The sequence below is a fragment of the Marmoricola endophyticus genome, from assembly GCF_014644415.1.
Taxonomy (GTDB): Bacteria; Actinomycetota; Actinomycetes; order Propionibacteriales; family Nocardioidaceae; genus Marmoricola; species Marmoricola endophyticus.
In genome coordinates, this window is the sequence record NZ_BMKQ01000001.1 from 1,694,302 (window position 1) to 1,717,185 (window position 22,884).

25 protein-coding genes and 3 tRNA genes are annotated in these 22,884 nt (G+C 71.0%); 6 read left to right on the forward strand and 22 right to left on the reverse strand.

Features of this window, described 5'->3' with window-relative positions; translation table 11 throughout:
• Positions 1-16 precede the first annotated feature (16 nt).
• The 15 genes from IEX42_RS08230 to IEX42_RS08300 all read right to left on the reverse strand — a co-directional run bounded on the left by IEX42_RS08230 (position 17) and on the right by IEX42_RS08300 (position 12,758).
• Positions 17-1,207: an MCE family protein gene (locus IEX42_RS08230; RefSeq protein WP_229660710.1), complete on the reverse strand. Its 1,191-nt coding sequence runs from the start codon at positions 1,205-1,207 to the stop codon at positions 17-19.
• The gene (locus IEX42_RS08235) at positions 1,204-2,196 is read right to left on the reverse strand and encodes an MCE family protein (protein ID WP_188779346.1); all 993 of its coding nucleotides are present in this window, start codon (positions 2,194-2,196) and stop codon (positions 1,204-1,206) included. Before IEX42_RS08235 ends, IEX42_RS08230 begins: the two co-directional genes overlap by 4 nt.
• A complete protein-coding gene (locus tag IEX42_RS08240) occupies positions 2,196-3,269 on the reverse strand; it encodes an MCE family protein (protein ID WP_188779347.1) in 1,074 nt (357 codons plus the stop codon). Before IEX42_RS08240 ends, IEX42_RS08235 begins: the two co-directional genes overlap by 1 nt.
• Positions 3,266-4,564 carry an MCE family protein gene (locus IEX42_RS08245; RefSeq protein ID WP_188779348.1) on the reverse strand — a complete coding sequence of 433 codons (1,299 nt, stop codon included), beginning with the start codon at positions 4,562-4,564 and terminating at the stop codon, positions 3,266-3,268. Before IEX42_RS08245 ends, IEX42_RS08240 begins: the two co-directional genes overlap by 4 nt.
• Positions 4,561-5,400, reverse strand: a complete 840-nt coding sequence (locus IEX42_RS08250; RefSeq protein WP_188779349.1) for an MlaE family ABC transporter permease — start codon at positions 5,398-5,400, stop codon at positions 4,561-4,563. Before IEX42_RS08250 ends, IEX42_RS08245 begins: the two co-directional genes overlap by 4 nt.
• Positions 5,401-5,405: 5 nt before the next feature.
• Positions 5,406-6,191, reverse strand: coding sequence for an MlaE family ABC transporter permease (locus IEX42_RS08255; protein WP_188779350.1), 786 nt, complete (start codon positions 6,189-6,191; stop codon positions 5,406-5,408).
• Between the two features lie 43 nt (positions 6,192-6,234).
• Positions 6,235-7,188 carry an ABC transporter ATP-binding protein gene (locus tag IEX42_RS08260; protein WP_188779351.1) on the reverse strand — a complete coding sequence of 318 codons (954 nt, stop codon included), beginning with the start codon at positions 7,186-7,188 and terminating at the stop codon, positions 6,235-6,237.
• 252 nt (positions 7,189-7,440) lie between these two features.
• Positions 7,441-7,833: a 50S ribosomal protein L7/L12 gene (gene rplL, locus IEX42_RS08265; RefSeq protein WP_188779352.1), complete on the reverse strand. Its 393-nt coding sequence runs from the start codon at positions 7,831-7,833 to the stop codon at positions 7,441-7,443.
• 82 nt (positions 7,834-7,915) lie between these two features.
• Positions 7,916-8,566 carry a 50S ribosomal protein L10 gene (rplJ, locus tag IEX42_RS08270; RefSeq protein WP_188779353.1) on the reverse strand — a complete coding sequence of 217 codons (651 nt, stop codon included), beginning with the start codon at positions 8,564-8,566 and terminating at the stop codon, positions 7,916-7,918.
• 306 nt (positions 8,567-8,872) lie between these two features.
• The gene (locus IEX42_RS08275; RefSeq protein ID WP_188779354.1) at positions 8,873-9,709 is read right to left on the reverse strand and encodes an SCO4651 family lipoprotein; all 837 of its coding nucleotides are present in this window, start codon (positions 9,707-9,709) and stop codon (positions 8,873-8,875) included.
• A gap of 113 nt (positions 9,710-9,822) precedes the next feature.
• Positions 9,823-10,536 (reverse strand): 50S ribosomal protein L1, encoded by a 714-nt coding sequence (rplA, locus tag IEX42_RS08280; RefSeq protein ID WP_188779355.1) that lies wholly within the window; start codon positions 10,534-10,536, stop codon positions 9,823-9,825.
• Positions 10,537-10,733: 197 nt separating this feature from the next.
• Positions 10,734-11,162, reverse strand: coding sequence for a 50S ribosomal protein L11 (gene rplK / locus IEX42_RS08285; protein WP_188779356.1), 429 nt, complete (start codon positions 11,160-11,162; stop codon positions 10,734-10,736).
• Positions 11,163-11,424: 262 nt separating this feature from the next.
• Complete coding sequence (gene nusG / locus IEX42_RS08290; RefSeq protein WP_188779357.1) at positions 11,425-12,288, reverse strand: transcription termination/antitermination protein NusG; 864 nt, start codon at positions 12,286-12,288, stop codon at positions 11,425-11,427.
• An 89-nt stretch (positions 12,289-12,377) separates the two neighbouring features.
• Positions 12,378-12,611 (reverse strand): preprotein translocase subunit SecE, encoded by a 234-nt coding sequence (secE, locus tag IEX42_RS08295; RefSeq protein WP_188779358.1) that lies wholly within the window; start codon positions 12,609-12,611, stop codon positions 12,378-12,380.
• Positions 12,612-12,685: 74 nt separating this feature from the next.
• Positions 12,686-12,758 (reverse strand) — tRNA-Trp (locus IEX42_RS08300).
• Positions 12,759-12,889: 131 nt separating this feature from the next.
• Here IEX42_RS08300 and IEX42_RS08305 point away from each other — a divergent pair.
• The 3 genes from IEX42_RS08305 to IEX42_RS18130 are packed head-to-tail and all read left to right on the forward strand — an operon-like array spanning position 12,890 to position 15,938.
• Positions 12,890-14,197, forward strand: a complete 1,308-nt coding sequence (locus IEX42_RS08305; protein ID WP_188779359.1) for an aspartate aminotransferase type Ic — start codon at positions 12,890-12,892, stop codon at positions 14,195-14,197.
• A gap of 11 nt (positions 14,198-14,208) precedes the next feature.
• Positions 14,209-15,255, forward strand: coding sequence for an adenosine deaminase (locus IEX42_RS08310; RefSeq protein WP_268236435.1), 1,047 nt, complete (start codon positions 14,209-14,211; stop codon positions 15,253-15,255).
• Positions 15,252-15,938, forward strand: a complete 687-nt coding sequence (locus tag IEX42_RS18130) for a hypothetical protein (RefSeq protein WP_229660711.1) — start codon at positions 15,252-15,254, stop codon at positions 15,936-15,938. The genes IEX42_RS08310 and IEX42_RS18130 overlap by 4 nt, the downstream gene beginning before the upstream one ends.
• A gap of 4 nt (positions 15,939-15,942) precedes the next feature.
• On the opposite strand, the gene IEX42_RS08320 is transcribed toward IEX42_RS18130, so the two are convergent.
• The 6 genes from IEX42_RS08320 to IEX42_RS08345 all read right to left on the reverse strand — a co-directional run bounded on the left by IEX42_RS08320 (position 15,943) and on the right by IEX42_RS08345 (position 18,242).
• Positions 15,943-16,977 (reverse strand): UDP-N-acetylmuramate dehydrogenase, encoded by a 1,035-nt coding sequence (locus IEX42_RS08320; protein ID WP_229660712.1) that lies wholly within the window; start codon positions 16,975-16,977, stop codon positions 15,943-15,945.
• Positions 16,970-17,374 (reverse strand): MaoC/PaaZ C-terminal domain-containing protein, encoded by a 405-nt coding sequence (locus tag IEX42_RS08325; protein WP_188779360.1) that lies wholly within the window; start codon positions 17,372-17,374, stop codon positions 16,970-16,972. Before IEX42_RS08325 ends, IEX42_RS08320 begins: the two co-directional genes overlap by 8 nt.
• Positions 17,371-17,781, reverse strand: a complete 411-nt coding sequence (locus IEX42_RS08330; protein ID WP_188779361.1) for an FAS1-like dehydratase domain-containing protein — start codon at positions 17,779-17,781, stop codon at positions 17,371-17,373. The genes IEX42_RS08325 and IEX42_RS08330 overlap by 4 nt, the downstream gene beginning before the upstream one ends.
• Before the next feature lie 38 nt (positions 17,782-17,819).
• Positions 17,820-17,990 carry a 50S ribosomal protein L33 gene (rpmG, locus tag IEX42_RS08335; RefSeq protein ID WP_188779362.1) on the reverse strand — a complete coding sequence of 57 codons (171 nt, stop codon included), beginning with the start codon at positions 17,988-17,990 and terminating at the stop codon, positions 17,820-17,822.
• A 54-nt stretch (positions 17,991-18,044) separates the two neighbouring features.
• Positions 18,045-18,118: transfer RNA gene (locus tag IEX42_RS08340), tRNA-Met, on the reverse strand.
• Positions 18,119-18,169: 51 nt separating this feature from the next.
• A tRNA-Thr gene (locus IEX42_RS08345) sits at positions 18,170-18,242 on the reverse strand.
• Between the two features lie 72 nt (positions 18,243-18,314).
• Between IEX42_RS08345 and IEX42_RS08350 the strand changes: the two genes are divergently transcribed.
• Positions 18,315-19,115, forward strand: coding sequence for a thioesterase family protein (locus tag IEX42_RS08350; protein WP_188779363.1), 801 nt, complete (start codon positions 18,315-18,317; stop codon positions 19,113-19,115).
• Positions 19,116-19,257: 142 nt separating this feature from the next.
• Here IEX42_RS08350 and IEX42_RS08355 read toward each other — a convergent pair whose 3' ends face one another.
• Positions 19,258-20,670, reverse strand: coding sequence for an amidase (locus tag IEX42_RS08355; RefSeq protein ID WP_188779364.1), 1,413 nt, complete (start codon positions 20,668-20,670; stop codon positions 19,258-19,260).
• A gap of 69 nt (positions 20,671-20,739) precedes the next feature.
• Between IEX42_RS08355 and cysC the strand changes: the two genes are divergently transcribed.
• Positions 20,740-21,936, forward strand: a complete 1,197-nt coding sequence (cysC, locus tag IEX42_RS08360; protein WP_229660713.1) for an adenylyl-sulfate kinase — start codon at positions 20,740-20,742, stop codon at positions 21,934-21,936.
• The gene (locus IEX42_RS08365) at positions 21,936-22,880 is read left to right on the forward strand and encodes a sulfite exporter TauE/SafE family protein (protein ID WP_188779366.1); all 945 of its coding nucleotides are present in this window, start codon (positions 21,936-21,938) and stop codon (positions 22,878-22,880) included. The genes cysC and IEX42_RS08365 overlap by 1 nt, the downstream gene beginning before the upstream one ends.
• Positions 22,881-22,884 lie beyond the last annotated feature (4 nt).

Sequence of the window (22,884 nt, forward strand, 5' to 3'; positions counted from 1 at the left end):
GGCGGCCGAGTCGCCCTCATCGCTTTTCCTCCACGAGTCCGCCGAGGCTGCGGTCGACGTACGAGTCCAGTGCCTGGGTGGGCGTCGAGCTGCGCTTGAGTGCGGGCGCCCTGCCGTTGGCGACGTTGCCGATCGGCAGCGCACCGCCGCCGATGGCGTCGAGCAGTCGCTGGCACTCCTCCCCCGCGACCCCCAGCCCCTGGCACAGCGAACCGGCGAGACCGCCGGGCTTGTTGAGCGCGTCGAGGAGGTTGGTCCGGGTGTCGAGGGTGCCGAGAGCCGGGTTGTAGGCCAGGCCGAGGTTGTTCAGCGCCGACGGCGCCTCCTTGAGCACCTCGTCGAGCTCCGAGCGCCGCTTCACGAAGGTGTCGGTCACCCTCCGCAGGCCGGCGATGTTCTTGGTGAGGAGCGAGCGGTTGTCGCGCACGAAGCCGCGCACGTCGACCAGGGCCGTGGAGAGGCTGCGCAGCGTGGCGGCCAGGTCGTTGCGCTCGCCGGCCAGCAGGTCCGAGGCCTGGGAGAGCGCGTCGTTGAACTGCCGCACGGTGGTGTCGTTGCGGGCCAGGGTGTTGACGAACCCCTCGATCTCCCGCACCGAGCCGAAGAGGTCGTCCTTGTTGTCGTCCAGGGTCTGGCTGAGCCTGGCGATGTCGCCGATGGTCTGGTTGACCTGCTCCCCCTGCCCACCGAAGTTGGCGGCGGTCGACTGCAGGAGCCGGGTCAGCGCCCCCTCCCCGGAGGCGTCCGGCTTGTTGGCGCCCTTCGGGCCGAGCGCGGTCGAGAGCTGGGTGAGGCTGGAGTAGATCGTGTCCAGCTCGACCGGGGTCGCGGTCCGGTCCTCGTCGAGGTGCGCGCCGTTGCGGAGCTTCGCCCCGCCCTTGTACGCCGGCGTGAGCTGGACGTAGCGGTCGCCGACGATCGACGGCGAGATGAGCACCGCCTTGGCGTCCGCGGGCACGGAGTACTTGTCGTCCCAGCTGATCGTCACGCGCACGTCGGTGCCCCGCGGCTGCACCTTGTCGACCTTGCCGACGGGCACCCCGAGGATCTTCACGTCCGAGCCCTCGTAGAGCGAGACCGTGCGCGGGAAGTCCGCGGTGATCGTGTCCTTGCCGCCGCTCGGCCAGAAGACCAGGACGAGCCCGACGACGAGGGCGAGGACGGCAATCACGGCGACGATGCCGAGCTTGCTGGCGATGAGCTTCACGGGGTCGTCCCTCCCGTCAGCGTCGACAGCTGGGAGGTGTCGATCGGCAGGTTCTGGATGATCACGTCGAAGAACGGGCCGTTGCCGAGCGTGTTGCCGAACACGCGGATGAACGGTGCCAGCGAGCGCAGCGCCTGGTCGATGTTGGTCTGGTTGCGGTTGAGGATCTGCACCGTGCCGTCCAGCGACTTCAGGGTCGGCTTGAGGTCGGCCCGCGTCTGGCGGACCAGCGTGGTCAGCTCCTTGGAGAGCCGGGTCGCTGAGACCAGGATGTTGTGGATCGCCTCGCGCCGCGCCACGAGCGCCCGGAGGAGGGTGTTCGCGTCGTCGAGCAGCGTGACGATGTCGCCGTCCCGCGCGTCGAGGACCTTGGCGACCCGTCGGGTGTTCTTCAGCAGCGTGTTGATCTCGGCGTCGCGCGAAGCCACCGTGTCCGAGAGCGCCGAGAGGCCCTTGAGCGTGCCGCGGAGCGACTCGGGGGTGTTCTTGGTGACCGAGGCCAGGGTGTCGAGCGACTGCGCCAGCTGGTCGGTGTCGATGTCCTGCACCGTGTCCGACAGACCGGAGAAGGCGTCGACCACGTCGAAGGGCGAGGTCGTCCGGCTCATCGGGATGGTGCTGCCCTCCTTCATCTGCCCCTTGCCCTGCGGCTGCACGGCGAGGAACTCCTGGCCGAGCAGCGTCTTGATCTTGATCGACGCGCTGGAGTCGGGTCCGAACTTCGAGCCGTCCTCGATCCGGAACCCGACCCGGACGTGACCGCCGCGAAGGTCGATGGAGTCGACCTTGCCGACGCGCACGCCGGCGATGCGGACCTCGTTGTCCGTGGTGAGACCGCCCGCCTCGGAGAAGTTGGCGTAGTAGACGTCCCCGCCGCCGATCAGCGGCAGCTTGCTGGCGTTGAACGCCGCCAGCATCAGCAGGGCCAGGACCAGGATGGAGACGAACCCGATCTTGACCGGGTCGCGCTCGCGGAACGGGGTCGCCATCAGTTCGCCGTCCTCTCCGCGTTGCCGCCGGTGAGCACGGAGGCGTTGCAGCGCTGGCCACCGCCCGGGAACGGGATCTTCAGGTCCGGAAGCCCGTCGACGAGCTTGACCGAGCCCGAGAGCTGGCACAGGTAGAAGTTGAAGAACGACCCGTAGATCGCCGTCCGGCCGATCTTGCGGAGCTTGATCGGCAGGATCTGCAGCTGCTTGTCGACCGAGGCTCCCTGCGCGTTGATGTTGCCGGTGACCCGCCGCAGCTGCTTGATGTCCTGCACCAGTCCGGGACGCACGTCCGTGACCAGGTCCGAGGTCTGGACCGCCAGCGACGAGATGCCGTCCAGCGACCCGAGGATCGCCTGGCGGTCGTCCTTGAGGCCGCCGATGAACTCCTTGAGCCGGAGGATCAGGCTGGTCAGCTCGCCGTCGCGGTTGGCCACCGTGGTCAGCACGTCGTTGAGGTTGGTGATCAGCTCGCCGATGACCTTGTCCCGGCTGGCCAGGGTCTGGGTCACCGAGGCGGTGCTGGCCAGGAGCTGGGAGACCGTGTCCCCCTCCCCCTGGAAGACCTGGATGACCTCGTACGACAGCTTGTTGATGTCGGCCGGGGTCAACGCGGCGAACAGCGGCTTGAAGCCGTTGAAGAGCACCGTGAGGTCCAGCGCCGGCTTCGTCCGCGACATCGGGATGGTCTGGTCGGTCGGCTGACGTCCGGTGTCCCCGACCCCCTCGCTGAGCGAGATGTAGCGCTGGCCGACCAGGTTGCGGTACTTGATGACAGCCTCGGACGACCTGGTCACCGTCGAGGTCTTGAGCACGTCGAAGGTCACCTCGGACTGGTTCCGGTCGTGCACCTCGATGCCCTTGACCTTCCCGACGCGCACACCGGCGATCCGGACGTCGTCGCCCTTCACCAGTCCGGTGGAGTCGGAGAAGATCGCCTTGTAGGTGGTCTTGGACCCGAAGGTGAAGTTGCCGATCACCACGACCAGCAACCCGGTGGCCAGCGCGGTGACGACCATGAAGACGACCAGGCGGGTCGTGTCGCCGGCGGTCTTCTTGTCCAGCAGCTTCATCGGTAGCTCACCTCCGACCCCCGGGCGAGCGGACCGAAGAGCAGCGTCGCGACGTCGCCGACCTCGTCGGCGGGACGGTCCATCGCCGGTGCCACCAACGACCTGACGACCGCCTTCTCCTGCGCGTTGCCGCCCACGACGACCTTGGCGTCGCCGTAGCCCGTCGAGGCGCGGTTCCGCGACGGGTTGCTGCGGAGGTCGTCGTTGTCGGTGGTGCCGTCGTTGAAGTTGGGGATCTTCTGCAACGGGTTGGTCGAGCTGTACGGAGGAGTCGGCAGTGTGCCGCAGTAGGGCGGGTTCTTCGCGCCGTACACGGGGACGTCGCCGGCGTTGTAGGTCCGGGGCTGGCTCGGGATCAGGTTGACGTTGATGTGGAACGTGTAGCCGCGGAACGTCGTGCCGAGCTTCGGCGCGATGTTGGCCAGCCCCTTCAGCAGGCACGGGAACTCGGGCGAGTACGTCTTCAGCAGGTCGACGGTGGGCCGGCTGACCTGACCGACGCGGACCAGGTTGTCCTCGTTGTCGCTCAGGACGCGCTCGGCGGTGTTCGACAGGCCGGTGGTGCTGCGCAGGAACTGGCGCAGGCGGGTCTCTCGCCCCTCGAGGGTGTTCCCGGTCTTCACCGTGTTGCGCAGGGTCTGGGCCAGCGACGGGAGCACGTCGGCGTACGTGTCGGAGACGGTCGAGAGCTTGCCGAGGTCTTCGGTCAGCTGCGGCACCTCGGGGTTGATCCGCTTGAGGTAGCGCCCGAGCGTCACGAGGTTCTCCCCGATCGCGTTGCCCCGGCCCTCGAGCGCGGTCGCGATCGCGTTCAGCGTGTAGTTCAGCTCGGCCGGCTGGACCGTGCGCAGCAGCGGGTAGAGGTCGTTGAGCAGCTCCTCGACCTCGGTCGGCAGGACCGTCTGGGTGATGGTGTCGCCGGTGGCCAGCGCCGTCGACTCCGGGTCGTCCGGGACCTCCAGGCTGACGTACTTCTCACCGAACAGGGTCTTCGGCAGCAGCGCCGCCGTCACGTTCGCAGGGACGTCGCCGATCTGGTCGGGCTGGATGCCGAGCGTGAGCTCCGCACCGTCGTCCCCGTCGCTCTTCATGTCCAGGACCTGGCCGATGATCTTGCCCCGGATCTTGATGTCGGCCTTCTCGGGGAGGTTCAGCCCGACGTTGTCGGTCTTGACCGACACCTTGTCGAAGGAGGTGAACTTCTGGTTGAAGATGGCGTAGACGAACCACACCGCCACCAGGAGCAGCACCACGAAGACCACGCCCAGCGTCCGCTGACGCACCATCTGCCTCATCCGGCCAGCCTCACCGTCGTGCTCGCGCCCCAGATCGCCATGGACAGGAAGAGGTCGATGACGCTGACCGCGACGATCGAGGTCCGCACTGCGCGACCCACCGCGACGCCCACGCCGGCAGGGCCGCCGGAGGCGGTGTACCCGTGGTAGCAGTGGATGAGGATGACGACCACCGCGAAGACGAGCACCTTGCCGAAGGACCACAAGACGTCGCCCGGTGGCAGGAACTGGTTGAAGTAGTGGTCGTAGGTCCCGCTGCTCTGGCCGAAGAAGGTCGTCACCGTCAGACGGGTCGCGAAGTACGACGAGAGCAGGCCGACGACGTACAGCGGCATGATCGCGATGAGCCCGGCGATGATCCGCGTGGTGACGAGGTACGGCAGCGACGGGATCGCCATGACCTCGAGCGCGTCGACCTCCTCGGAGATCCGCATCGCGCCGAGCTGCGCGGTGAAGCCGCAGCCGACGGTCGCCGCGAGCGCGATGCCGGCGATCAGCGGCGAGATCTCGCGGGTGTTGAAGTACGCCGAGAGGAAGCCCGAGAACGCGGCGGTGCCGATCTGGTTCAGCGCGGCGTACCCCTGCAGGCCCACCTCGGTGCCGGTGAAGAACGCCAGCGCCGTGATGACGCCGACCGTGCCGCCGATGACCGCGAGCGCACCCGACCCGAGGGTGGTCTCGGCCAGCAGGCGCAGGACCTCCTTCTTGTACCGGGTGACCGTGCGCGGCGACCAGGCCAGCGCGCGCAGGTAGAAGGAGAGCTGCTCGCCCAGGACGTCGAGGGTCTTCAGCGGGCGCTGGTACGTGGACCGCAGGGTGGAGGTGAGGTTGGCCATCGCGATCAACCCGTCTTCGGCGGGACGAGCTGCATGTAGACCGCGCTCATGACGAAGTTCGCGACGAAGAGCAGCAGGAAGGTGATGACGACGGACTCGTTGACGGCGTCCCCGACGCCCTTGGGCCCGCCGCCGGCGTTCATGCCCTTGTACGAGGCCACGATGCCGGCGATGAGGCCGAAGACCAGCGCCTTGACCATCCCCTGGTAGAGGTCGGGCAGCTGGGCGAGGGCGGTGAAGCTGGCGATGTACGCCCCGGGCGTGCCGTTCTGCAGGACCACGTTGAAGAAGTAGCCGCCCATCACGCCGACGACGCTGACCAGGCCGTTGAGGAAGACCGCCACCAGCATCGCGGCCAGCACGCGGGGCACCACGAGCCGTTGGATCGGGTCGATGCCCAGCACCATCATGGCGTCGAGCTCCTCGCGGATCTTGCGCGCACCGAGGTCGGCGGCGATGGCCGACCCCCCGGCTCCCGCGATCAGCAGCGACGTGGCGATCGGCCCCGCCTCGCGGACGATCGCGAGGACGGACGCGGAACCGGTGAACGACTGCGCGCCGAACTGCTTGATCAGGCCGCCGACCTGCAGGGCGATGACCGCACCGAACGGGATCGCGACCAGCGCGGTCGGGATGATCGTGACCGACGCGATGAACCAGGCCTGCTGGAGGAACTCCCGCAGCTGGAAGGGTCGGCGGAACAGCCCTCGGAAGACGTCGATGCCGAAGGCGAACAGCTTGCCGGCGGTGCCGACGGGGGCGAAGATCCGCGCCGAGGTCAGGGTGGACACGTGCTCACCCTCCGATCGGCCGTGGGGCGGGGCGGCGCACTTCTCACGCTCCGGTGGTCATGGACATGTTCTCCTCGAACGAGCCCGGAGGCGGCGTGACGTCGTGCTCCTTGCACCAGGAGCCGGGGTCGCGCTGGCTGCGCCGGGGGATGCCGTTGGACGGCTCGAGCTGCATCGGGATCGGCGGCAGCGGCGGCAGGTCCTGGTCCTTCTCCGCCTCGAGCTCGTCGGCGTCCTTCTCCTCCGACATGCCGATCGGGCCGACCTTCTGCGCGTTGAGGAACTGACGCACCACCGGCTCCTCCGAGGAGAGCAGCATCTCGCGGGGCCCGAACATGGCCAGGTGCTTGTGGTACAGCAGCCCGATGTTGTCCGGGACCGTGCGCGCGGTGTTGATGTCGTGGGTGACGATGAGGAACGTCGCGTCGATCTGGGCGTTGAGGTCGACGATCAGCTGGTTGAGGAACGAGGTGCGCACCGGGTCCAGGCCCGAGTCGGGCTCGTCGAAGAGGACGATCTCCGGGTCGAGCACCAGACCGCGCGCGATGCCCGCACGCTTGCGCATCCCGCCGGAGATCTCGCCGGGCAGCTTGTCCTCGGTGCCGAGGAGCCCCACCAGGTCCATCTTCTCCATGACGATGTTGCGGATCTCGGACTCGGACTTCTTGGTGTGCTCGCGCAGCGGGAAGGCGACGTTGTCGTACAGGTTCATCGAGCCGAACATCGCGCCGTCCTGGAACAGCACGCCGAACAGCTTGCGGATCTCGTACAGGTCGCGCTCGGAGCAGGAGGCGATGTCGGTGCCCTCGATGACGATGGAGCCCTTGTCGGGCTTGAGCAGACCGATCAGCGTCTTGAGGAACACCGACTTGCCGGTGCCCGAGGGGCCCAGCATCACGCAGATCTCACCGGCGGGGATGGTCAGCGTGACGTCGCCCCAGATCAGCTGCTTGCCGAAGGACTTGCTGAGGCCGTCGACCACGATCTCCACGCCCATGTGCGGATCTCCTTCGGGTGGGGTTCGGGCCGACCGTGCCGGCCGCTGTGCGGTGCGTCATGTGTCGGCAGTCACTCAACGACCAGCGGTGCGTTGGGTTACGTGCCAGTACGCCGGGTGAACTGTACGTCACGCGGTGTCACCGGTCACATGGATGGCGCACTCCGTGGCACTCCGGTTCCGCCCTCCGGACGCACGACGGCCGCCCCACCCGGGACGGGTGGGGCGGCCGGCGTACGACTCAGGAGAGCGTCACTTGAGGGTGACGGTGGCCCCGGCGCCCTCGAGGGCCTCCTTGGCCTTCTCCGCGGTCTCCTTGTTGGCCTTCTCCAGGATGGCCTTGGGAGCGGACTCGACCAGCTCCTTGGCCTCCTTCAGCCCGAGGCTGGTCAGGCCGCGGACCTCCTTGATGACGTTGATCTTCTTGTCGCCGGCGGACTCGAGGACGACGTCGAACTCGTCCTGCTCGGCGGCGTCGCCGCCGGCCTCGCCGCCACCGGCGGCGGCCGGCGCGGCAGCGGCCGCGACCGGGGCGGCCGCGGTGACGCCGAAGGTGTCCTCGAACTGCTTCACGAACTCGCTGAGCTCAAGGAGAGTCATCTCCTTGAAGGCGTCCAGGAGCTCGTCGGTGCTGAGCTTCGCCATGAGTGGCATCCCTTTCGGTTGGTGCGCCGCCGGGGTGGTCCGAGCGGCAGGTGGTGTCGTGCTCGCGGACGAGCAGAGGCCCTCAGGCCTCGGGGGTCTCCTCGGCAGCTGCTGCCTCGGTGGAGTCCGTGGACTCCTCGGTGGCCTCGGGGGCCTGGGCGGCCTCCGCCGGCTCGGCGGCTGCCGGCTCGCCGGCGCCACCTCCCAGCACCGACGGGTCCTCCTCGGCCTTCGCCTGCAGCGCGCCGGCGGTGCGGGCGAACTGCGAGAGCGGGGCGTTGAGGAGGTAGACGGCCTGGCTGAGCGAGGCCAGCATCGCGCCGGCCAGCTTCCCCAGGAGCACCTCGCGGGACTCCAGGTCGGCCAGCTTGGCGATCGCCGCCGGGTCCATCGGGGCCCCGTCGACGTACCCGCCCTTGATGATCAGGGCGGGGTTGGCCTTGGCGAAGTCACGCAGACCCTTGGCCGCCTCCACGACGTCACCGGAGATGAAGGCGATGGCGGTCGGTCCGGCCAGCAGGTCGTCGAAGCCGTCGACGCCCGCCTCCTTGGCCGCGATGCGGGTGAGCGTGTTCTTGACCACGGCGTACTCGGCGTTGCCGCTGAGCGAGCGCCGCAGCTCCTGCAGCTGCTTGACGGAGAGTCCGCGGTAGTCGGTCAGGACAGCGCCGGCGGAGTCGTTGAACTGCTCGACGATCTCCGAGACGTCAGCCGTCTTGTCTGGCCGCGCCATGGGTCTCCTTCCGTTCACGTACGGGCACGCACAGCGCAGCTGCGCACACCCACCCCCGGCAGGGTGCCGGGCGGGTCACCTCGGATCAGCGCCGCAGAACGAAAGAACGTCCTGGGCACAGGGCCTCAGGACGTCGTGCCGACCGGGTCGGCGTCAGTACTGCTCCCTGCGCAGGCCGCCCGCGGTTGCGGGACCTTCGTCCACCCGGAGGTGGGACCGGCGGTCTTCGGTAACAGACGAGAGTGTGCCAGCCGCCGGCCGCGCCTGCCAAATCGGGCTCGGCGCGGTCGGCGGCAGCACCTGGACTCAGCCGGACAGCCCGGGCACCGAGGACTTCGTCGTCGTCTGCCCGGCCGGCGGGGCGGAGACGGAGACGTCGTCGCCGAAGTCACTGAAGGTCACCGATGTCTCGGTCTTGACGTTGCGCACCGCGATGCTCGACTCCAGTCGGCGCAGCAGGTCGTCGTCGTCGACGTTGACGGTGTACGTCAGCGTGTCCGGCAGCTCCTTGGCCAGGGTCTCGGGGAAGCCGATCGCGGCGCCGTACGCCGCACCGGGGACCTCGACCTCGTACGCCCTGGTCGCGGTGCCGTCGATCTCCTCGGTCCCCTTCGGCGTCACCGACGTCGCCTTGCTCAGCGCCTTCAGCTGCTGGGAGGGGTCGCTGTTCCCGCCGAGCTGACCCAGGAGGGCTCCGATGCCGGACTTCGCCTTCGGGTCGATCTTCAGCCACTTGCCACCCGGGACGAGCGCTGCGGACTTCAGGTAGTAGACACCGTCGACGATCCGGGTCTGGACCTCCTGACCGGCGACCGTCGAGGTCGAGTCCACGAGCGGGGTCGACCCGGAGAGGTCGACCTTGCCCTCACCCTTCGTGGCCTGCCCTGCGGCCGTGCCCTGGAGCGTGAAGGTGAACGACCCGGCCTTGTCGATCGCCGAGGACAGCCGGTCGCCGAGGTCGGACTTCGTGAGCGGCTCGGAGCTGCTCGAGCTGCCGGAGCTGCTGGAGCTGCTCGACGCCGAGGAGGTGGAGTCGCCGCCGGACCCTCCGCACGCGGCGGTGGCGGTCAGCGCGACGGCGAGCGTCGCACCGCCGAGCGCGCGGGCGAGGCGACGGCGGGCATGGGTCTGGTCGTGGCGCATGGGGTCCCCCCTGAGGAATCGGTTGAGGGACTGTCTAGCAAAGTCCGGGGAAGGGACGACGGCCCGGCCACCCCTGTGCGGGGTGACCGGGCCGTCGTCCGTCGCGAGGAGGCTCAGGCCTCGTCGGTCTCCGCGAGGTTGCGGGTGCGGTTCGGGTCGACCTGGACGCCGGGACCCATCGTCGTGGAGAGCGTGACCTTCTTGATGTAGCGGCCCTTGGAGCTGGACGGCTTGAGCCGCAGCACCTCCTCCAGCGCGGCAGCGTAGTTCTCCGCGAGCTGCACCTCGGTGAACGACGACTTGCCGATCATGAAGTGCAGGTTGGCGTGCCGGTCGACGCGGAACTCGATCTTGCCGCCCTTGATGTCGGTGACGGCCTTGGCCGGGTCCGGGGTGACCGTGCCGGTCTTCGGGTTCGGCATCAGGCCCCGGGGGCCGAGCACCCGGCCCAGACGGCCGACCTTGCCCATCAGGTCCGGGGTCGCGACCACGGCGTCGAAGTCGAGGTAGCCGCCGCTGACCTTCTCGATCAGCTCGTCGCCACCGACCTCGTCGGCGCCGGCCTCGAGAGCCGCGGTGGCCTTGTCACCGACCGCGAAGACGAGCACCCGCGCGGTCTTGCCGGTGCCGTGGGGCAGGTTGACGGTGCCGCGCACCATCTGGTCGGCCTTGCGCGGGTCGACGCCCAGCCTCATGGCCACGTCGACGGACTCGTCGAACTTCTTGGTCGCGCCGCCCTTGGCGATCTTGATCGCGGCGAGGGGGGCGTACAGCTCATCGGCGTCGAACGCCTCGGCCGCTGCTCGGTAGGTCTTGCTGCGCTGCATGGTGAGTTCCTTCAGCTAGTGATGGCTGTACGGGTGTGGTCGACGGACCAGCGCGGTCCTGCCACGGGGTGGATCTATCTTGCGTACGCGATCGGTTTCGACGCGCTTCGCCCGATTCCTCGCTTCGCTCGGTCTCGTGCGCCGCTGCTCAACCTTCGCGCTTCTTCTCGGCCCTCGCGAGCTCGGACCGAGCGCGCTCAGTCCGTGGTGACGCCCATCGAGCGGGCGGTGCCCTCGACGATGCGCATCGCCTGCTCGACGCTGTTCGCGTTGAGGTCGGGCAGCTTGGTGGTCGCGATCTCGCGGACCTGGTCCTTGGTGAGCTTGCCGACCTTCTGGCTGTGCGGCAGGCCGGAGCCCTTCGACAGGCCGGCGGCCTTCTTGATCAGCTCGGCGGCCGGCGGCGTCTTCGTGACGAAGCTGAACGTCCGGTCCTCGAAGATGGTGATCTCGACGGGGATGACGTTGCCGCGCATCGCCTCGGTCTCGGCGTTGTACGCCTTGCAGAACTCCATGATGTTCACGCCGTGCGGACCGAGGGCGGTACCGACCGGCGGTGCCGGCGTCGCGGCACCGGCCTGCAGCTGGACCTTGACCAGTGCGGCGATCTTCTTCTTGGGAGGCATTGATCTTCCTTCTCTCGTGTGGTCATGACGGGGACTGCGCCCCTGCCACGTGGTGCGGTGTGGTGCTGGTCGTGCTCCCCGGAGGTCGAGACCCGGGGTGGTACGTGGGTGGTGCTGGTGGTGCCTGTCGTGCGGTCAACGGCGGTGTGTCACCGCTTGGCGGATCTCGACAGGTGGCACTGGCCTGCTTGCTTCGCTGCGCAGGTCAGTCGACACCGCTCGATCATGAGCGCTGGTGTGACGCCCGAGCTCCGCTCGGGCGTCACACGCGCTCGACCTGGTCGAAGGACAGCTCGACCGGGGTCTCGCGTCCGAAGATCTCGACGAGGGCCTTGACGCGCTGGCTCTCGGCGTTGATCTCGGTGATGGTCGCGTGCAGCGTGGCGAACGGGCCGTCGACGACCATGACGGAGTCGGAGACCTCGAAGTCGGCCACCTCGACGGTCGGCCGGGGCGCGGCACCCGTCGGCGGCGCGGTGCCCGGCTCGGCGTTCGCCGCGGCGGCCGCCGCGTCCAGCTCGGCCTGGGCGAGGACGGCGGGGGCGAGCATGTTCTCGACCTCGTCCAGGCTCAGGGGGACCGGTTGGTGGCTGTGCCCGACGAAGCCGGTCACCGACGGCGTGTGGCGTACGGCCGACCAGGACTCGTCGGTGAGGTCCATCCGGACCAGGACGTAGCCGGGGAGCACGGTGCGCTTGACCATCTTGCGCTGGCCGTTCTTGATCTCGGCGACCTCCTCGGTGGGGACCACGATCTCGTGGATGTAGTCCTCCATGTTCAGCGAGGTCGTGCGGTTCTCGAGGTTGGCCTTCACCCGGTTCTCCATGCCGGAGTACGTGTGGATGACGTACCAGTCCCCGAACTTCTCCCGCAGGGCCGCGCGGAACTCCTCGAGCGGGTCGGCCGCCGCGTCGACCTCGTCGGCCGGCGCGTCGTCGATCGGGTCGGCCTGCTCGGTGGCGTCACCGGCACCCGCTCCGTCGTCGTCGATGCCCAGGCCGTCGCCGGAGTCGGGCAGCACCGGGGTGGCACCCGTCAGCTCCACCGCCTCGGCGGTGGCGGGGTCGACAGACTCCTCCTCGGAGCTCTCGGGTGCCTCGGAAACGTCGTCGTACTGCTCGGACACGGTGGTGCGTCACCTTCTCGGATCGTGGGCCGGTGTGGCCCGTTGCTGCCGGCCGGCGTCGTGGGACGCCCGGGCCGGTCGGCGTCTGGCTAGTCGGCGAACAGGGCGAAGACCAGCTTGCCGAAGCCCAGGTCGAGGCCGGAGACCAGCGCCATGAAGAACAGGACGAAGACGACCACGACGATGAAGTACGTCACCAGCTGCTGCTGGGTCGGGTAGACCACCTTGCGCAGCTCGGCGACCACCTGGCGGTAGAACGTCAGCGGCGAGGTGCGCTCGCTCGCGGGGGCGTTGGAGCGCCCCGCCGACTTGCCGTCCGCCACGTTGGTGTCCTTCCACGTATGGCTTGGTCTGCCTGGTCTTCTTCTCTGACTCCGCCCACGACTCGTGGGACTCGCAGGGCACGAGGGACTTGAACCCCCAACCTTCGGTTTTGGAGACCGATGCTCTGCCAGTTGAGCTAGTGCCCTACGGCGCTCGCGGGCATGGCGGGACCATGGCTGCTGCGCGCCTCCCGTGAGTCTAGGTCGGGGTCCCAGCCGAAGTCGAACCGGAGGCCGGCACCGTCGCCGCCCCGCGCGGGGTTTGTGACAATGCGGTGGTGAGCGACCACAGCCCGTCCGACCCGTCCCCCCAGCAGCCTCTCACCGACCTGAGCGCGGCCGAGGTCGCGCAGGTGCATGCGCGGCAGACGGCGGCGTACGACGCCCTGCGCGCCCAGGGCCTGGGGCTCGACCTGACCCGCGGGAAGCCGTCCACGGAGCAGCTCGACCTCTCCGACGGCCTGCTGTCCCTGCCGAGCACGACACGGGACCGCTCCGGGGCGGACGTCCGCAACTACGGTGGCCTTCAGGGCATCGCCGAGCTGCGCGAGATCTTCGCCGACCTGCTGGGGATCGACGCGGACCGGATCGTGGCGGGCGGGAGCTCGAGCCTGACGATGATGCGCGACGTGCTGGTCGACCTGATGCTCAAGGGAGCGGTCGACGGCGAGCGCCCGTGGGCGGCCGAGGAGAAGGTCACCTTCGTGTGCCCGGTCCCGGGCTACGACCGGCACTTCACGCTGCTGTCCTGGCTGGGCATCGACACCGTGACCGTGCCGATGCTCGAGGACGGCCCGGACGTCGACGCGGTGGCCCGGCTGGTCGCGGACGACCCGAGCATCAAGGGGATGTGGCTGGTCCCGACGTACGCCAACCCGACCGGGTCGGTGGTGACCCAGGAGGTCGCCGAGCGACTGGTCTCGATGCCGACCGCGGCGCCGGACTTCAAGATCCTGTGGGACAACGCGTACGCGCTGCACCACCTGACCAGCGCCGAGACCAAGAGCGCCGACGTGCTGTCGCTGGCGGCGGTGGCCGGCAACCCGCACCGACCGGTCGTGTTCGCCTCGACCTCGAAGATCACGTACGCCGGCGCAGGGGTGGCGTTCCTGGCCGGGTCGCCGGAGACGGTCGCGTGGTACCTCGGCCACCTCGGCAAGGGATCGATCGGTCCGGACAAGCTCAACCAGCTCAGGCACGCGGAGTTCTTCGGCTCCGCCGACGGCGTGCGCGCCCACATGGCCGAGCACCGCCGGATCATCGCGCCGAAGTTCGCCGAGGTCGACCGGGTGCTGACCGAGCGCCTGGGCGGTACGGGCGTCGCCTCGTGGACGCGCCCCGAGGGCGGCTACTTCGTCAGCCTCGACGTGCTCCCGGGCACCGCCTCGCGCGTCATCGAGCTGGCGGCCCGGGCCGGCGTGGCGCTGACCCCGGCCGGCTCGGCCTTCCCGGACAGCCACGACCCCGACGACCAGAACATCCGGCTCGCGCCGACCTTCCCGCCGCTGGCCGACGTCACCCCGGCGATGGAGGCGGTGACCACCTGCGTCCTGCTCGCGGCCACCGAGAAGCTCACCGGGGCCTGAGCGTGGGCCAGGTGCCGATCCCGTCCCCTCCCCCCGGCAGGCGCGACCTGCGCGCGCTGCCGAAGGCGCACCTGCACCTGCACTTCACCGGCTCGATGCGGCACACCACGCTCCTCGAGCTGGCCGCGCGCGACGGGATCGTGCTCCCCGACGCGCTCGTCGAGCACTGGCCGCCGCCGCTGTCGGCGGCGGACGAGAAGGGCTGGTTCCGCTTCCAGCGCCTCTACGACGTCGCCCGCACCGTCCTGCGCACCCCCGACGACGTGCGCCGGCTCCTGCGCGAGGCCGCCGAGGACGACGTCGCCGACGGCGGTCGGTGGATGGAGATCCAGGTCGACCCGAGCGGCTACGCCGCACGCTTCGGCGGCGTCACGGCCTTCACCGACCTGGTGCTCGACGCGGCCGCCGACGCCGCGGCGACCACCGGGCTGGGCATCGCCGTCGTGATCGCGGCCAACCGGACCAGGCACCCCCTCGACGCACGGACGCTGGCGCGCCTGGCCGCGCAGTACGCCGGCCGCGGCGTCGTCGGCTTCGGGCTCTCCAACGACGAGCGCCGCGGCACCACGACCGACTTCGCCCGCGCCTTCGCCATCGCGGAGCGGGCCGGGCTGCTGCTGGTGCCGCACGGCGGCGAGCTCCTCGGGCCGGCGCACGTACGGACCTGCCTCGACGACCTGCACGCGCAGCGGCTCGGGCACGGCGTTCGCAGTGCCGAGGACCCCGCCCTCCTCGACCGGGTGGTCGCCGACGGCGTCGCGCTGGAGGTCTGCCCCACGTCGAACGTCGCGCTCGGCGTCTACTCCGACCTGTCCTCGGTCCCGCTGCGGGTCCTCCTCGACGCCGGGGCGACGGTCGCGCTGGGCGCGGACGACCCGCTGCTCTTCGGCTCCCGGCTGGCCGCGCAGTACGCCACCATGCGCGCCGCGCACGACCTCACCGACGCCGAGCTGGCCGAGCTGGCCCGGATGTCGCTGCGCGCGTCGCAGGCGCCCACCGACCTGCGGAGTGCCGCGCTCGCCGACATCGACACCTGGTTGGCACAATCCCCCGCATGAGCACTCCTGAGGACCCGCGCTCGGAGTCAGGCGCCGAGGGCTCCCGCTCCGACGACCCGTTCGACCGGCCGCCCAACGAGTCCGGCGAGGGCGTCGACTTCGGAGCACGCCAGGACCCGACGGCGCCGCTCCAGCCGGGCCAGCCGGCCGCCTACCCCGGGGCGTACCCGGGCGCCTCCCCGGGCTCGACCCCCGACGAGGAGGGGTACTGGGCCCGCCAGGCGCGCGAGCAGGGCGAGCGCGCCCAGGCGCCTCAGCCCGGCACACCGCCGCCGGCGTGGGGCGCGCAGCAGCCCGCCTGGGGACAGCAGCCGCCGCCCGCGTACGCGCCGTACGGCCAGCCGCCGGCACCGGCCGGGTTCGCCGGTGGGTACGGCTACCAGATGCCGGCCAACCACCCCTCCGCGACGACCTCGCTGGTCCTCGGGCTCGTCGGGCTGGTCGGCGGCTTCATGTGCGGCATCGGCTTCCTCGTCGCTCCGTTCGCGCTCTTCGTCGGCCGCAAGACCGTCAAGGAGATCGACGCCTCGAACGGTCAGCTCGGCGGGCGCAGCAACGCCCAGGCCGGGTTCGTCCTCGGGATCGTCGGCACGGTCATCCTGGTGCTGGGCGTGCTCGCGGTGATCGCCGTGGTCACCCTCGGCATCGCCGCCAGCAGCTCCTCGGACTACTCGACGTACTGAGCGCTCACGGCAGCGAGCAGCCGACCAGCACCGGCTCGTTGACCAGCCGGATGCCGTGCTCGAGCTCGACGCCGTCGCGGATCCGCGTGGCCAGCGCCAGCAGGTCGCGCGTGGTGCCGCTCCCCCGGTTGGTCAGGGCGAGGGTGTGCCGACCGGACAGTGCGACGCCGCCGAGCGCGTAGCCCTTCGCGAAGCCGGCGTGCTCGATCAGCCACGCCGCGCTGGTCTTGACGCGCCCGTCCGGCTGCGGCCAGGCCGGCGCACCCTGCGGGACCAGAGCGGGGTCGACCACGGGGTTGGTGAAGAAGGAGCCGGCGCTCCAGGTGTCGTGGTCGTCGGGCTGCTCGGGGTCGATCCACATCCCCTTGCCCTGGCGCAGCGCGAGGACGGCACGTCGTACGTCGGCGAGCGGAGCGCGCTGACCGGTCTCGACGCCGAGCGACCGGGCCAGCTCGGCGTACCCGACCGGCGCACCGAGGTCGGCGAGCGCGAGCTGGAAGGTCACCGTCAGCACCACGTGGCGCTGCGGGTCCTCCTTGAAGCGGCTGGTGCGGTAGCCGAAGCCGCACTCGGCGGCGGAGTACGTACGCACGGCCCGGTCGCGCCGGTCCCAGGTCCGCACCCGGGCGACCGTCTGGGCGACCTCCTGGCCGTACGCGCCGACGTTCTGCACCGGAGTGGCGCCGGTCGAGCCCGGGATGCCGGAGAGCGCCTCGATGCCGCACCAGCCGCGCTCGACGGCACTCGCCACGACGTCGTCCCACGGCTCCCCCGCGGCGACCGTGACCGTGGCACCGCTGCAGGCGTCCGCCTCCACCTCGATGCCGCGGGTCGCGACGTGCACGACGTCGCCGTGGAAGCCCTCGTCGGCGACCACGACGTTGCTGCCGCCGCCGAGCACCAGCAGCGAGGTGCCCGACTCGTCGGCGCGCCGGACGGCGGCGAGGAGCTCCTCCTCGGTGGTCGCCTCGACGAGGCGGTCGGCAGGTCCGCCCAGGCGGAGGGTGGTCAGCTCGGCCAGCGCGGGCCCGTCAGACACGCAGCACCGCGGTGGGCATGCCGAGCACCTTGTCCTCGCCGCAGGTCACGGTGAGGGCGAGCGTCGCGCGACCGTCCGCGACCGACTTCACGGTGCCGGCCACACGGACGGTCGTCCCTTCGTCGCCTGCAGGGACGACCACCGGCTTGGTGAACTTGGCGCCGACCTGCTCGACCCGGCCCGGGCCGCCGGCCCACTCCTGGACGGCGCGGGCGGCCAGGGCCAGGGTGTACATCCCGTGGGCGATCACGCCGGGCAGGCCGACCGCGCGGGCGATCTCCTCGTCCTGGTGGATCGGGTTGTCGTCGCCGGACGCGGCGGCGTAGGCGACCAGGTCCGCACGGGTGACGACGTACTCCTGCGGCGGCAGGTCGGTGCCGGGCTCGAGGGTGCTCATGCGCCCTCCCCTGCGCTGTGCACCAGCGTCGCCTTCGCGCTGCACACCAGCGCGCCGTCGGCGTCGGTCACGGCGCTCGTCGTGCCGATGACGTCGGCGCCGCCGAGGCTGCGCACCGTGTCGACGGTCAGGGTCGCGGTCAGCTCGTCACCGACGACGACCGGCCGCTCGTAGGCGAAGCGCTGCTCGCCGTGGACGACCCGGCGCAGCTCGATGCCGACCGACGGGTCGTCCATCAGGCCCCGCATCGCGGCGAACGCGACGACGATCGGGAAGGTCGCGGGAGCCGGGTCCGCCTCGTCCCACGGGGTGCCCGTGGCGGCCGCAAAAGCAGCGACGCGCTCGCGCGTGACGACGTACGTCTCCGAGGGTGGGAACGTACGTCCCACCAGTGACTGGTCGACCACGACGAGCGCGCCTTCGAGGGGCTGCTGGAGGCTGGGCCTCAGCGGGTCTCGCGGTGCTCGGTGTGCCGACGGCAGCGCGGGCAGAACTTCGCCAGCTCCATGCGGTCGGGGTTGTTGCGGCGGTTCTTCTTGGTGATGTAGTTCCGCTCCTTGCACTCCACGCAGGCCATGGTGATCTTGGGGCGGACGTCTGAGCTCTTGCTGGCCACGGTGGTGCCTCGTCTCTGCAGAAGTCGGTGTCGGTCGGGGTGAACCCTTGCGGGTAGCGGGGGCGGGGTTCGAACCCGCGACCTCACGATTATGAGTCGTGCGCTCTAACCGCCTGAGCTACCCCGCCGCAGAACGCCGGTCCTGGTCGGGGTGTTCCCGCCGGACCCGTGCGTCCTCGAGCCCCTTTACGGAATCGAACCGTAGACCTTCTCCTTACCATGGAGACGCTCTGCCGACTGAGCTAAAGGGGCCTGGTCCACGGCACCCTGCACTGGTGCGGGGCCGCTGCCGGTCGGCAACGATACACAGGGCCGAGGAGGAACGTGAAATCGCCGGACGAGCCCTGCTGGTACCTCCCCGACGGCACCGATGCCGAGGGGCGCGAGCGCTTCGTACCGACGGTCTCGACCGCCGGACCGTGGACCCCCGACGCCGAGCACGGCGGACCGCCCGCGGCCCTGCTCGGGCGGGCGACGGAGCAGCTGCTGCCGGCCGACCGTACGGTCGCGAGGTACGCGCTGGACCTCCTCGGCCCGATCGGCCTCGGCCCGCTCGCCGTGTCCGCGCAGGTGCTGCGCCCGGGTCGTACGGTCAGCCTGCTCCAGGCCGAGCTGCACGACGAGAGCACCGGTCGCTGCGTCGCCGTCGCCCGCTCCTGGTCGCTGCCGGCGCACGAGGACGGACCGGGTGAGCCGGCGGCCCCCGGCGACCGGCCCGATGACGGCGTGGAGCGTGGCCGGCCCGCCGGCTGGGGCTCGGGGTACCTCGACGCCGTGGACTGGCGCTGGCTGGCCGGCGGGCTGGAGGAGCCCGGCGCCGGCGCCGCGTGGATGCGACCGAAGGTCCCCCTGGTCGCCGGGGAGGCGATGTCGCCACTGCAACGGGTGCTGGCCTGCGTCGACTCCGCGAGCGGCGTCTCCGCCGCCCTCGACATCAGGCGGTGGGCGTTCATGAACGTCGAGCTCACGGTCACCTTCCTGCGCCCCGCCGAGGGTGACTGGGTACGCCTCGACGCCGCGACCACGCTCGGTCCCGGCGCCGTCGGGAGCACGACCGGGACCGTCAGCGACCTCCGCGGAGAGGTGGCGCGGTCGACGCAGACCCTCCTGCTCCAGCGGCGGTAGTCCCTGACGTTGCGGTGCTCCGTTCGCGCCCGGAGCCACCAGAACGTCCTTCACCTCCCCGCCGGTCGACGTCGTCGTACCGAGGGCGCTGAAGGACGTTTCCGCGGCCCCTGAGGCCGTACGACGACGCGAACGTCAGGGACTACCCGTCCTGGATGCGCCGGAAGGGAGCCAGCTCCTCGATCTCGTAGCCGAGCTCGAGCAGGGTCGCCTCGGAGCCCTGCGGACCCGAGATCATCACGCCCACCGGGTTGCCGTCGGCGGTGGCACCGGTCGGCAGCGCGAGTGCCGGCTCGCCGGTCGCGTTGTGCCACGGGGTGAACCCGACCCAGTCGGTGATCCGGGGGAAGAAGTCGGCCAGCGGCGCGAACGGCTCCAGCTCGCCCAGCGGCCGAGCGGGGTGGAGCAGTGTCGGGCTGAGGACGACGTCGTAGCCGTAGCGGGCGTACAGGTCCTCGGAGATCCGCTGCGCACGGCGCAGCCGGGTGATCGCCTGCGGGAGGCGGTACGCCCGACGGTGCAGGAGCCTCGCGAGCCCCTGGGTCAGCGGGTCCGTCGCGTGCTTGTCGAAGTCCCGGTCCAGGAGCAGCCGGCCACCGTCGTGCAGCACGGCGGCGAGCATCGCCCAGTACGTCGTGAAGTCCTCCTCGAACGACGGCGGTGCGGGGGCGTCGATCGGCTCGACGTAGTGGCCGGCGCCCTCGAGCAGCCGGGCGGTGGCGTTGACCACCGCGAGGGTCTCGGGGTCGGTGCGCCGGTCCCCGATCGACTGCACGACGAGACCGACCACGAGCCGCTTGCGGCCCGGGCGGCGGATGTCCCCGACCGGCGGCAGCCGCAGGTCGCGGTAGGTCTTCTCCGCCTCGCGGAGGAACAGCGCCGAGTCGCGCACCGACCGGGTGAGCACGCCGTCGGCGACGATCCGTACCGGCATGTCGCGGTTGCGCTTGTCGCTCGGCGTCCGTCCGCGCGTGGGCTTCAGCCCGACCAGGCCGCAGCAGTCGGCGGGGATCCGGATCGAGCCGCCGCCGTCGTTGCCGTGGGCGAGGGGGACGACCCCCGCCGCGACGAGCGCGGCCGAGCCGGCCGACGAGGCCCCCGACGTACGCCCCGTGTCCCAGGGGTTGCGCACGGGCGGCCCACCGGGAGGCTCCGCGCTCGGGCTGAACCCGAACTCCGAGAGCCGGGACTTGCCGAGGGCGACCATCCCGGTCGCGCGGTGCAGCCGCGCCCAGTCGCCGTCGGCCTCCGCCGGCCCGGCGACCCAGGCCCGCGAGCCGTGCTGGGTCGGCATCCCCCGCAGGTCCACGTTGTCCTTGAGATACGTCGGGACGCCGGCGAACGGGCCGGTCAGGTCGCCACGCGCCTGCGCACGGGCCTCGTCGTACGCCGCGTGCGCGACCGCGGACAGCTCGGGCTCCACCCTCTCGACCCGCTCCACGGCGGCGTCGACCAGCTCGGCGGGCGAGACGTCGCGGCGCTGCAGACGGCCCAGGAGCCCGACCAGGTCGTCCTCACCCAGCGCGTCGTCGGTGACGGCGTGCACGCGCGGCATGCCCCGACCGTATCCGGGACCTGCGGACTTCGCGCGCCGACCGGGGTCCCGGCTGGCACGATGGCGGCCGTGCCGATCCCGCAACACCTCCCGACACCACGCGAGCTGGACGACCTCGAGCTCCTCCTCAACGGGGCGCTGGCGCCCCGCACGGGTTTCGACCCGGTCGGCCCGGTCACGCTGGCGCTGCCCGACGGTGTGGCCGACGCCGCCCGCCAGGCCGGTGCCGTCGAGCTGACCGACGCCGAGGGGACCCCCCTGGCCCGGGTCGCGGCCGACGGCACCGTGACGGCGCTCGCGCCCCAGGACGCGCGACCGTTCCGGCGGCTCTACCGCGCGCCGACCGAGGTCCGTACGGAGTCCTCCGGCGGGCCGGCCTACGTCGTCCGCGGCGCGCCGACCGCCGACGACCTGGCGCTGCTCGACGGCCCCGCGACGCTGCTCGTGCTGTGCGGCCACGGCACCCCGGTCGGGCTCAGCCCGGTCGGCCTGCTGCGCGTCTGCGTCACCGCCGTCCGCGATCGCGACGACATCTCGGTCGTCGCCGTCCCGCTGGCCGACCACGGTGACGCCGCCGTCGACGAGGAGCTCGCCGTCCGGGTCGCCGGGGCGTACGCCGACGACGTGCGGGCGCTGCCCGGCACCGGCCCGCTCACCGACGAGGTCGCCGCCGCCGTCGCGCTGGACCGGCCACCGCGCGACGAGCAGGGCCTGGTGGTGCTGTTCACCGGCCTGTCCGGCTCCGGGAAGTCCACCCTGGCGCGCGCCCTGCACGACCTCGTCGTCGAGGACGGCCGGCGGACGGTCACCAGCCTGGACGGCGACGTCGTACGACGCCACCTCAGCGCGGGCCTCGGCTTCAGCCGCGAGGACCGGGAGACCAACATCCGCCGGATCGGCTGGGTCGCGGCCGAGATCGCGCGCCACCGCGGGCTGGCGATCTGCTCGCCGATCGCCCCGTTCGCGCAGACCCGCGCCGACGTCCGTGGCTACGTCGAGGACGCGGGCGGGGCGTACTTCTGCGTCCACGTCGCCACTCCCCTGGAGGAGTGCGAGCGGCGCGACCGCAAGGGCCTGTACGCGAAGGCGCGGGCCGGCGAGATCCCGGACTTCACGGGCATCTCCTCGCCGTACGAGGAGCCCGTCGACGCCGACGTCCGCGTCGACACCACCGGGCGGAGCGTCGAGGACGCACTCGGCGACGTGCTCGACGGCCTCGCGAGCGCGGGTCTGCTCGACCTCCGCCCCCACCCCGAGGAGTCCTGATGGGCGACCTGATCACCCTCTCCGCGCTGTCGGTCCTCGTCGTCAGCTTCGGCGTCGGGATCGTCGTCGGGCTCACCGGCATGGGAGGCGGCGCGCTGATGACGCCGGCGCTGATCCTGCTCGGCATCAACCCGGCGGCGGCGGTGGCCAACGACCTGGTCGCCGCCTCGGTGAACAAGTCGGTCGGCGCCGCGGTGCACTGGCGTACCGGCTCGCCCAACCTCCGCCTGGCCGGGCTCTTGATGTGCACCTCGGTGCCGTTCGCGTTCGCCGGCGGGTTCATCGTGAAGTCGCTCGGTGACGAGGGCGCCCAGACCGACTTCCTCACGTACGCGATCGGCGTGGCCCTGCTGTTCACGGCGGCGACGTACGGGCTGCGGATGTACCTCCAGCTGCGCCACGTCACCGCCGGCAACCGGGCCCCCACGACCGCGCCGCGGCTCCGGCCGGTGCCGACGCTGCTGATCGGCGCGATCGGGGGCCTGCTGGTCGGGATCACCTCGGTCGGCTCCGGGTCACTGATCATGGTGGCTCTGCTGCTGCTCTACCCGACGCTGTCCGCGGTGAAGCTGGTCGGCACCGACCTCGTCCAGGCGGTGCCGCTGGTGCTGGCCGCGGCGGTCGGCCACGTCCTCACCGAGGGGGTGACGTGGGCCGTGCTGATCCCGCTGGTCCTGGGCGGCACGCCCGGGACGTACCTCGGCTCCCGGATGGCCTCCTGGGTCTCCCAGTCGGTCATCCGGCGCGGCATCGTCATCGTGCTGACCCTCACCGGGCTGAAGATGCTCGGCGTCCCACCGGAGATCGTGGGGATCGTCGGTGCGGGACTGCTGCTCCTCGGCCCGCTTGCGTGGGGCTGGGTGCGCCAGACCCGGGGGCTGCCGGCCTTCGACAACAACCTCGGGGCCTGGCGCGTCGACCGCGAGAGGTCGGGTTCCGACTAGCGCG

Bases quoted from the DNA above. Each gene is read 5' to 3' on its own strand.
- rplA (WP_188779355.1), bottom strand. From the start codon at position 10,536: ATGCAGCGCAGCAAGACCTACCGAGCAGCGGCCGAGGCGTTCGACGCC.
- IEX42_RS08275 (WP_188779354.1), bottom strand. From the start codon at position 9,709: ATGCGCCACGACCAGACCCATGCCCGCCGTCGCCTCGCCCGCGCGCTC.
- IEX42_RS08355 (WP_188779364.1), bottom strand. From the start codon at position 20,670: ATGCCGCGCGTGCACGCCGTCACCGACGACGCGCTGGGTGAGGACGAC.
- rplJ (WP_188779353.1), bottom strand. From the start codon at position 8,566: ATGGCGCGGCCAGACAAGACGGCTGACGTCTCGGAGATCGTCGAGCAG.
- IEX42_RS08235 (WP_188779346.1), bottom strand. From the start codon at position 2,196: ATGGCGACCCCGTTCCGCGAGCGCGACCCGGTCAAGATCGGGTTCGTC.
- IEX42_RS08240 (WP_188779347.1), bottom strand. From the start codon at position 3,269: ATGAAGCTGCTGGACAAGAAGACCGCCGGCGACACGACCCGCCTGGTC.
- IEX42_RS08245 (WP_188779348.1), bottom strand. From the start codon at position 4,564: ATGAGGCAGATGGTGCGTCAGCGGACGCTGGGCGTGGTCTTCGTGGTG.
- IEX42_RS08250 (WP_188779349.1), bottom strand. From the start codon at position 5,400: ATGGCCAACCTCACCTCCACCCTGCGGTCCACGTACCAGCGCCCGCTG.
- IEX42_RS08365 (WP_188779366.1), top strand. From the start codon at position 21,936: ATGGGCGACCTGATCACCCTCTCCGCGCTGTCGGTCCTCGTCGTCAGC.
- rplL (WP_188779352.1), bottom strand. From the start codon at position 7,833: ATGGCGAAGCTCAGCACCGACGAGCTCCTGGACGCCTTCAAGGAGATG.
- rplK (WP_188779356.1), bottom strand. From the start codon at position 11,162: ATGCCTCCCAAGAAGAAGATCGCCGCACTGGTCAAGGTCCAGCTGCAG.
- IEX42_RS18130 (WP_229660711.1), top strand. From the start codon at position 15,252: ATGAGCACTCCTGAGGACCCGCGCTCGGAGTCAGGCGCCGAGGGCTCC.
- IEX42_RS08325 (WP_188779360.1), bottom strand. From the start codon at position 17,374: ATGAGCACCCTCGAGCCCGGCACCGACCTGCCGCCGCAGGAGTACGTC.
- IEX42_RS08260 (WP_188779351.1), bottom strand. From the start codon at position 7,188: ATGGGCGTGGAGATCGTGGTCGACGGCCTCAGCAAGTCCTTCGGCAAG.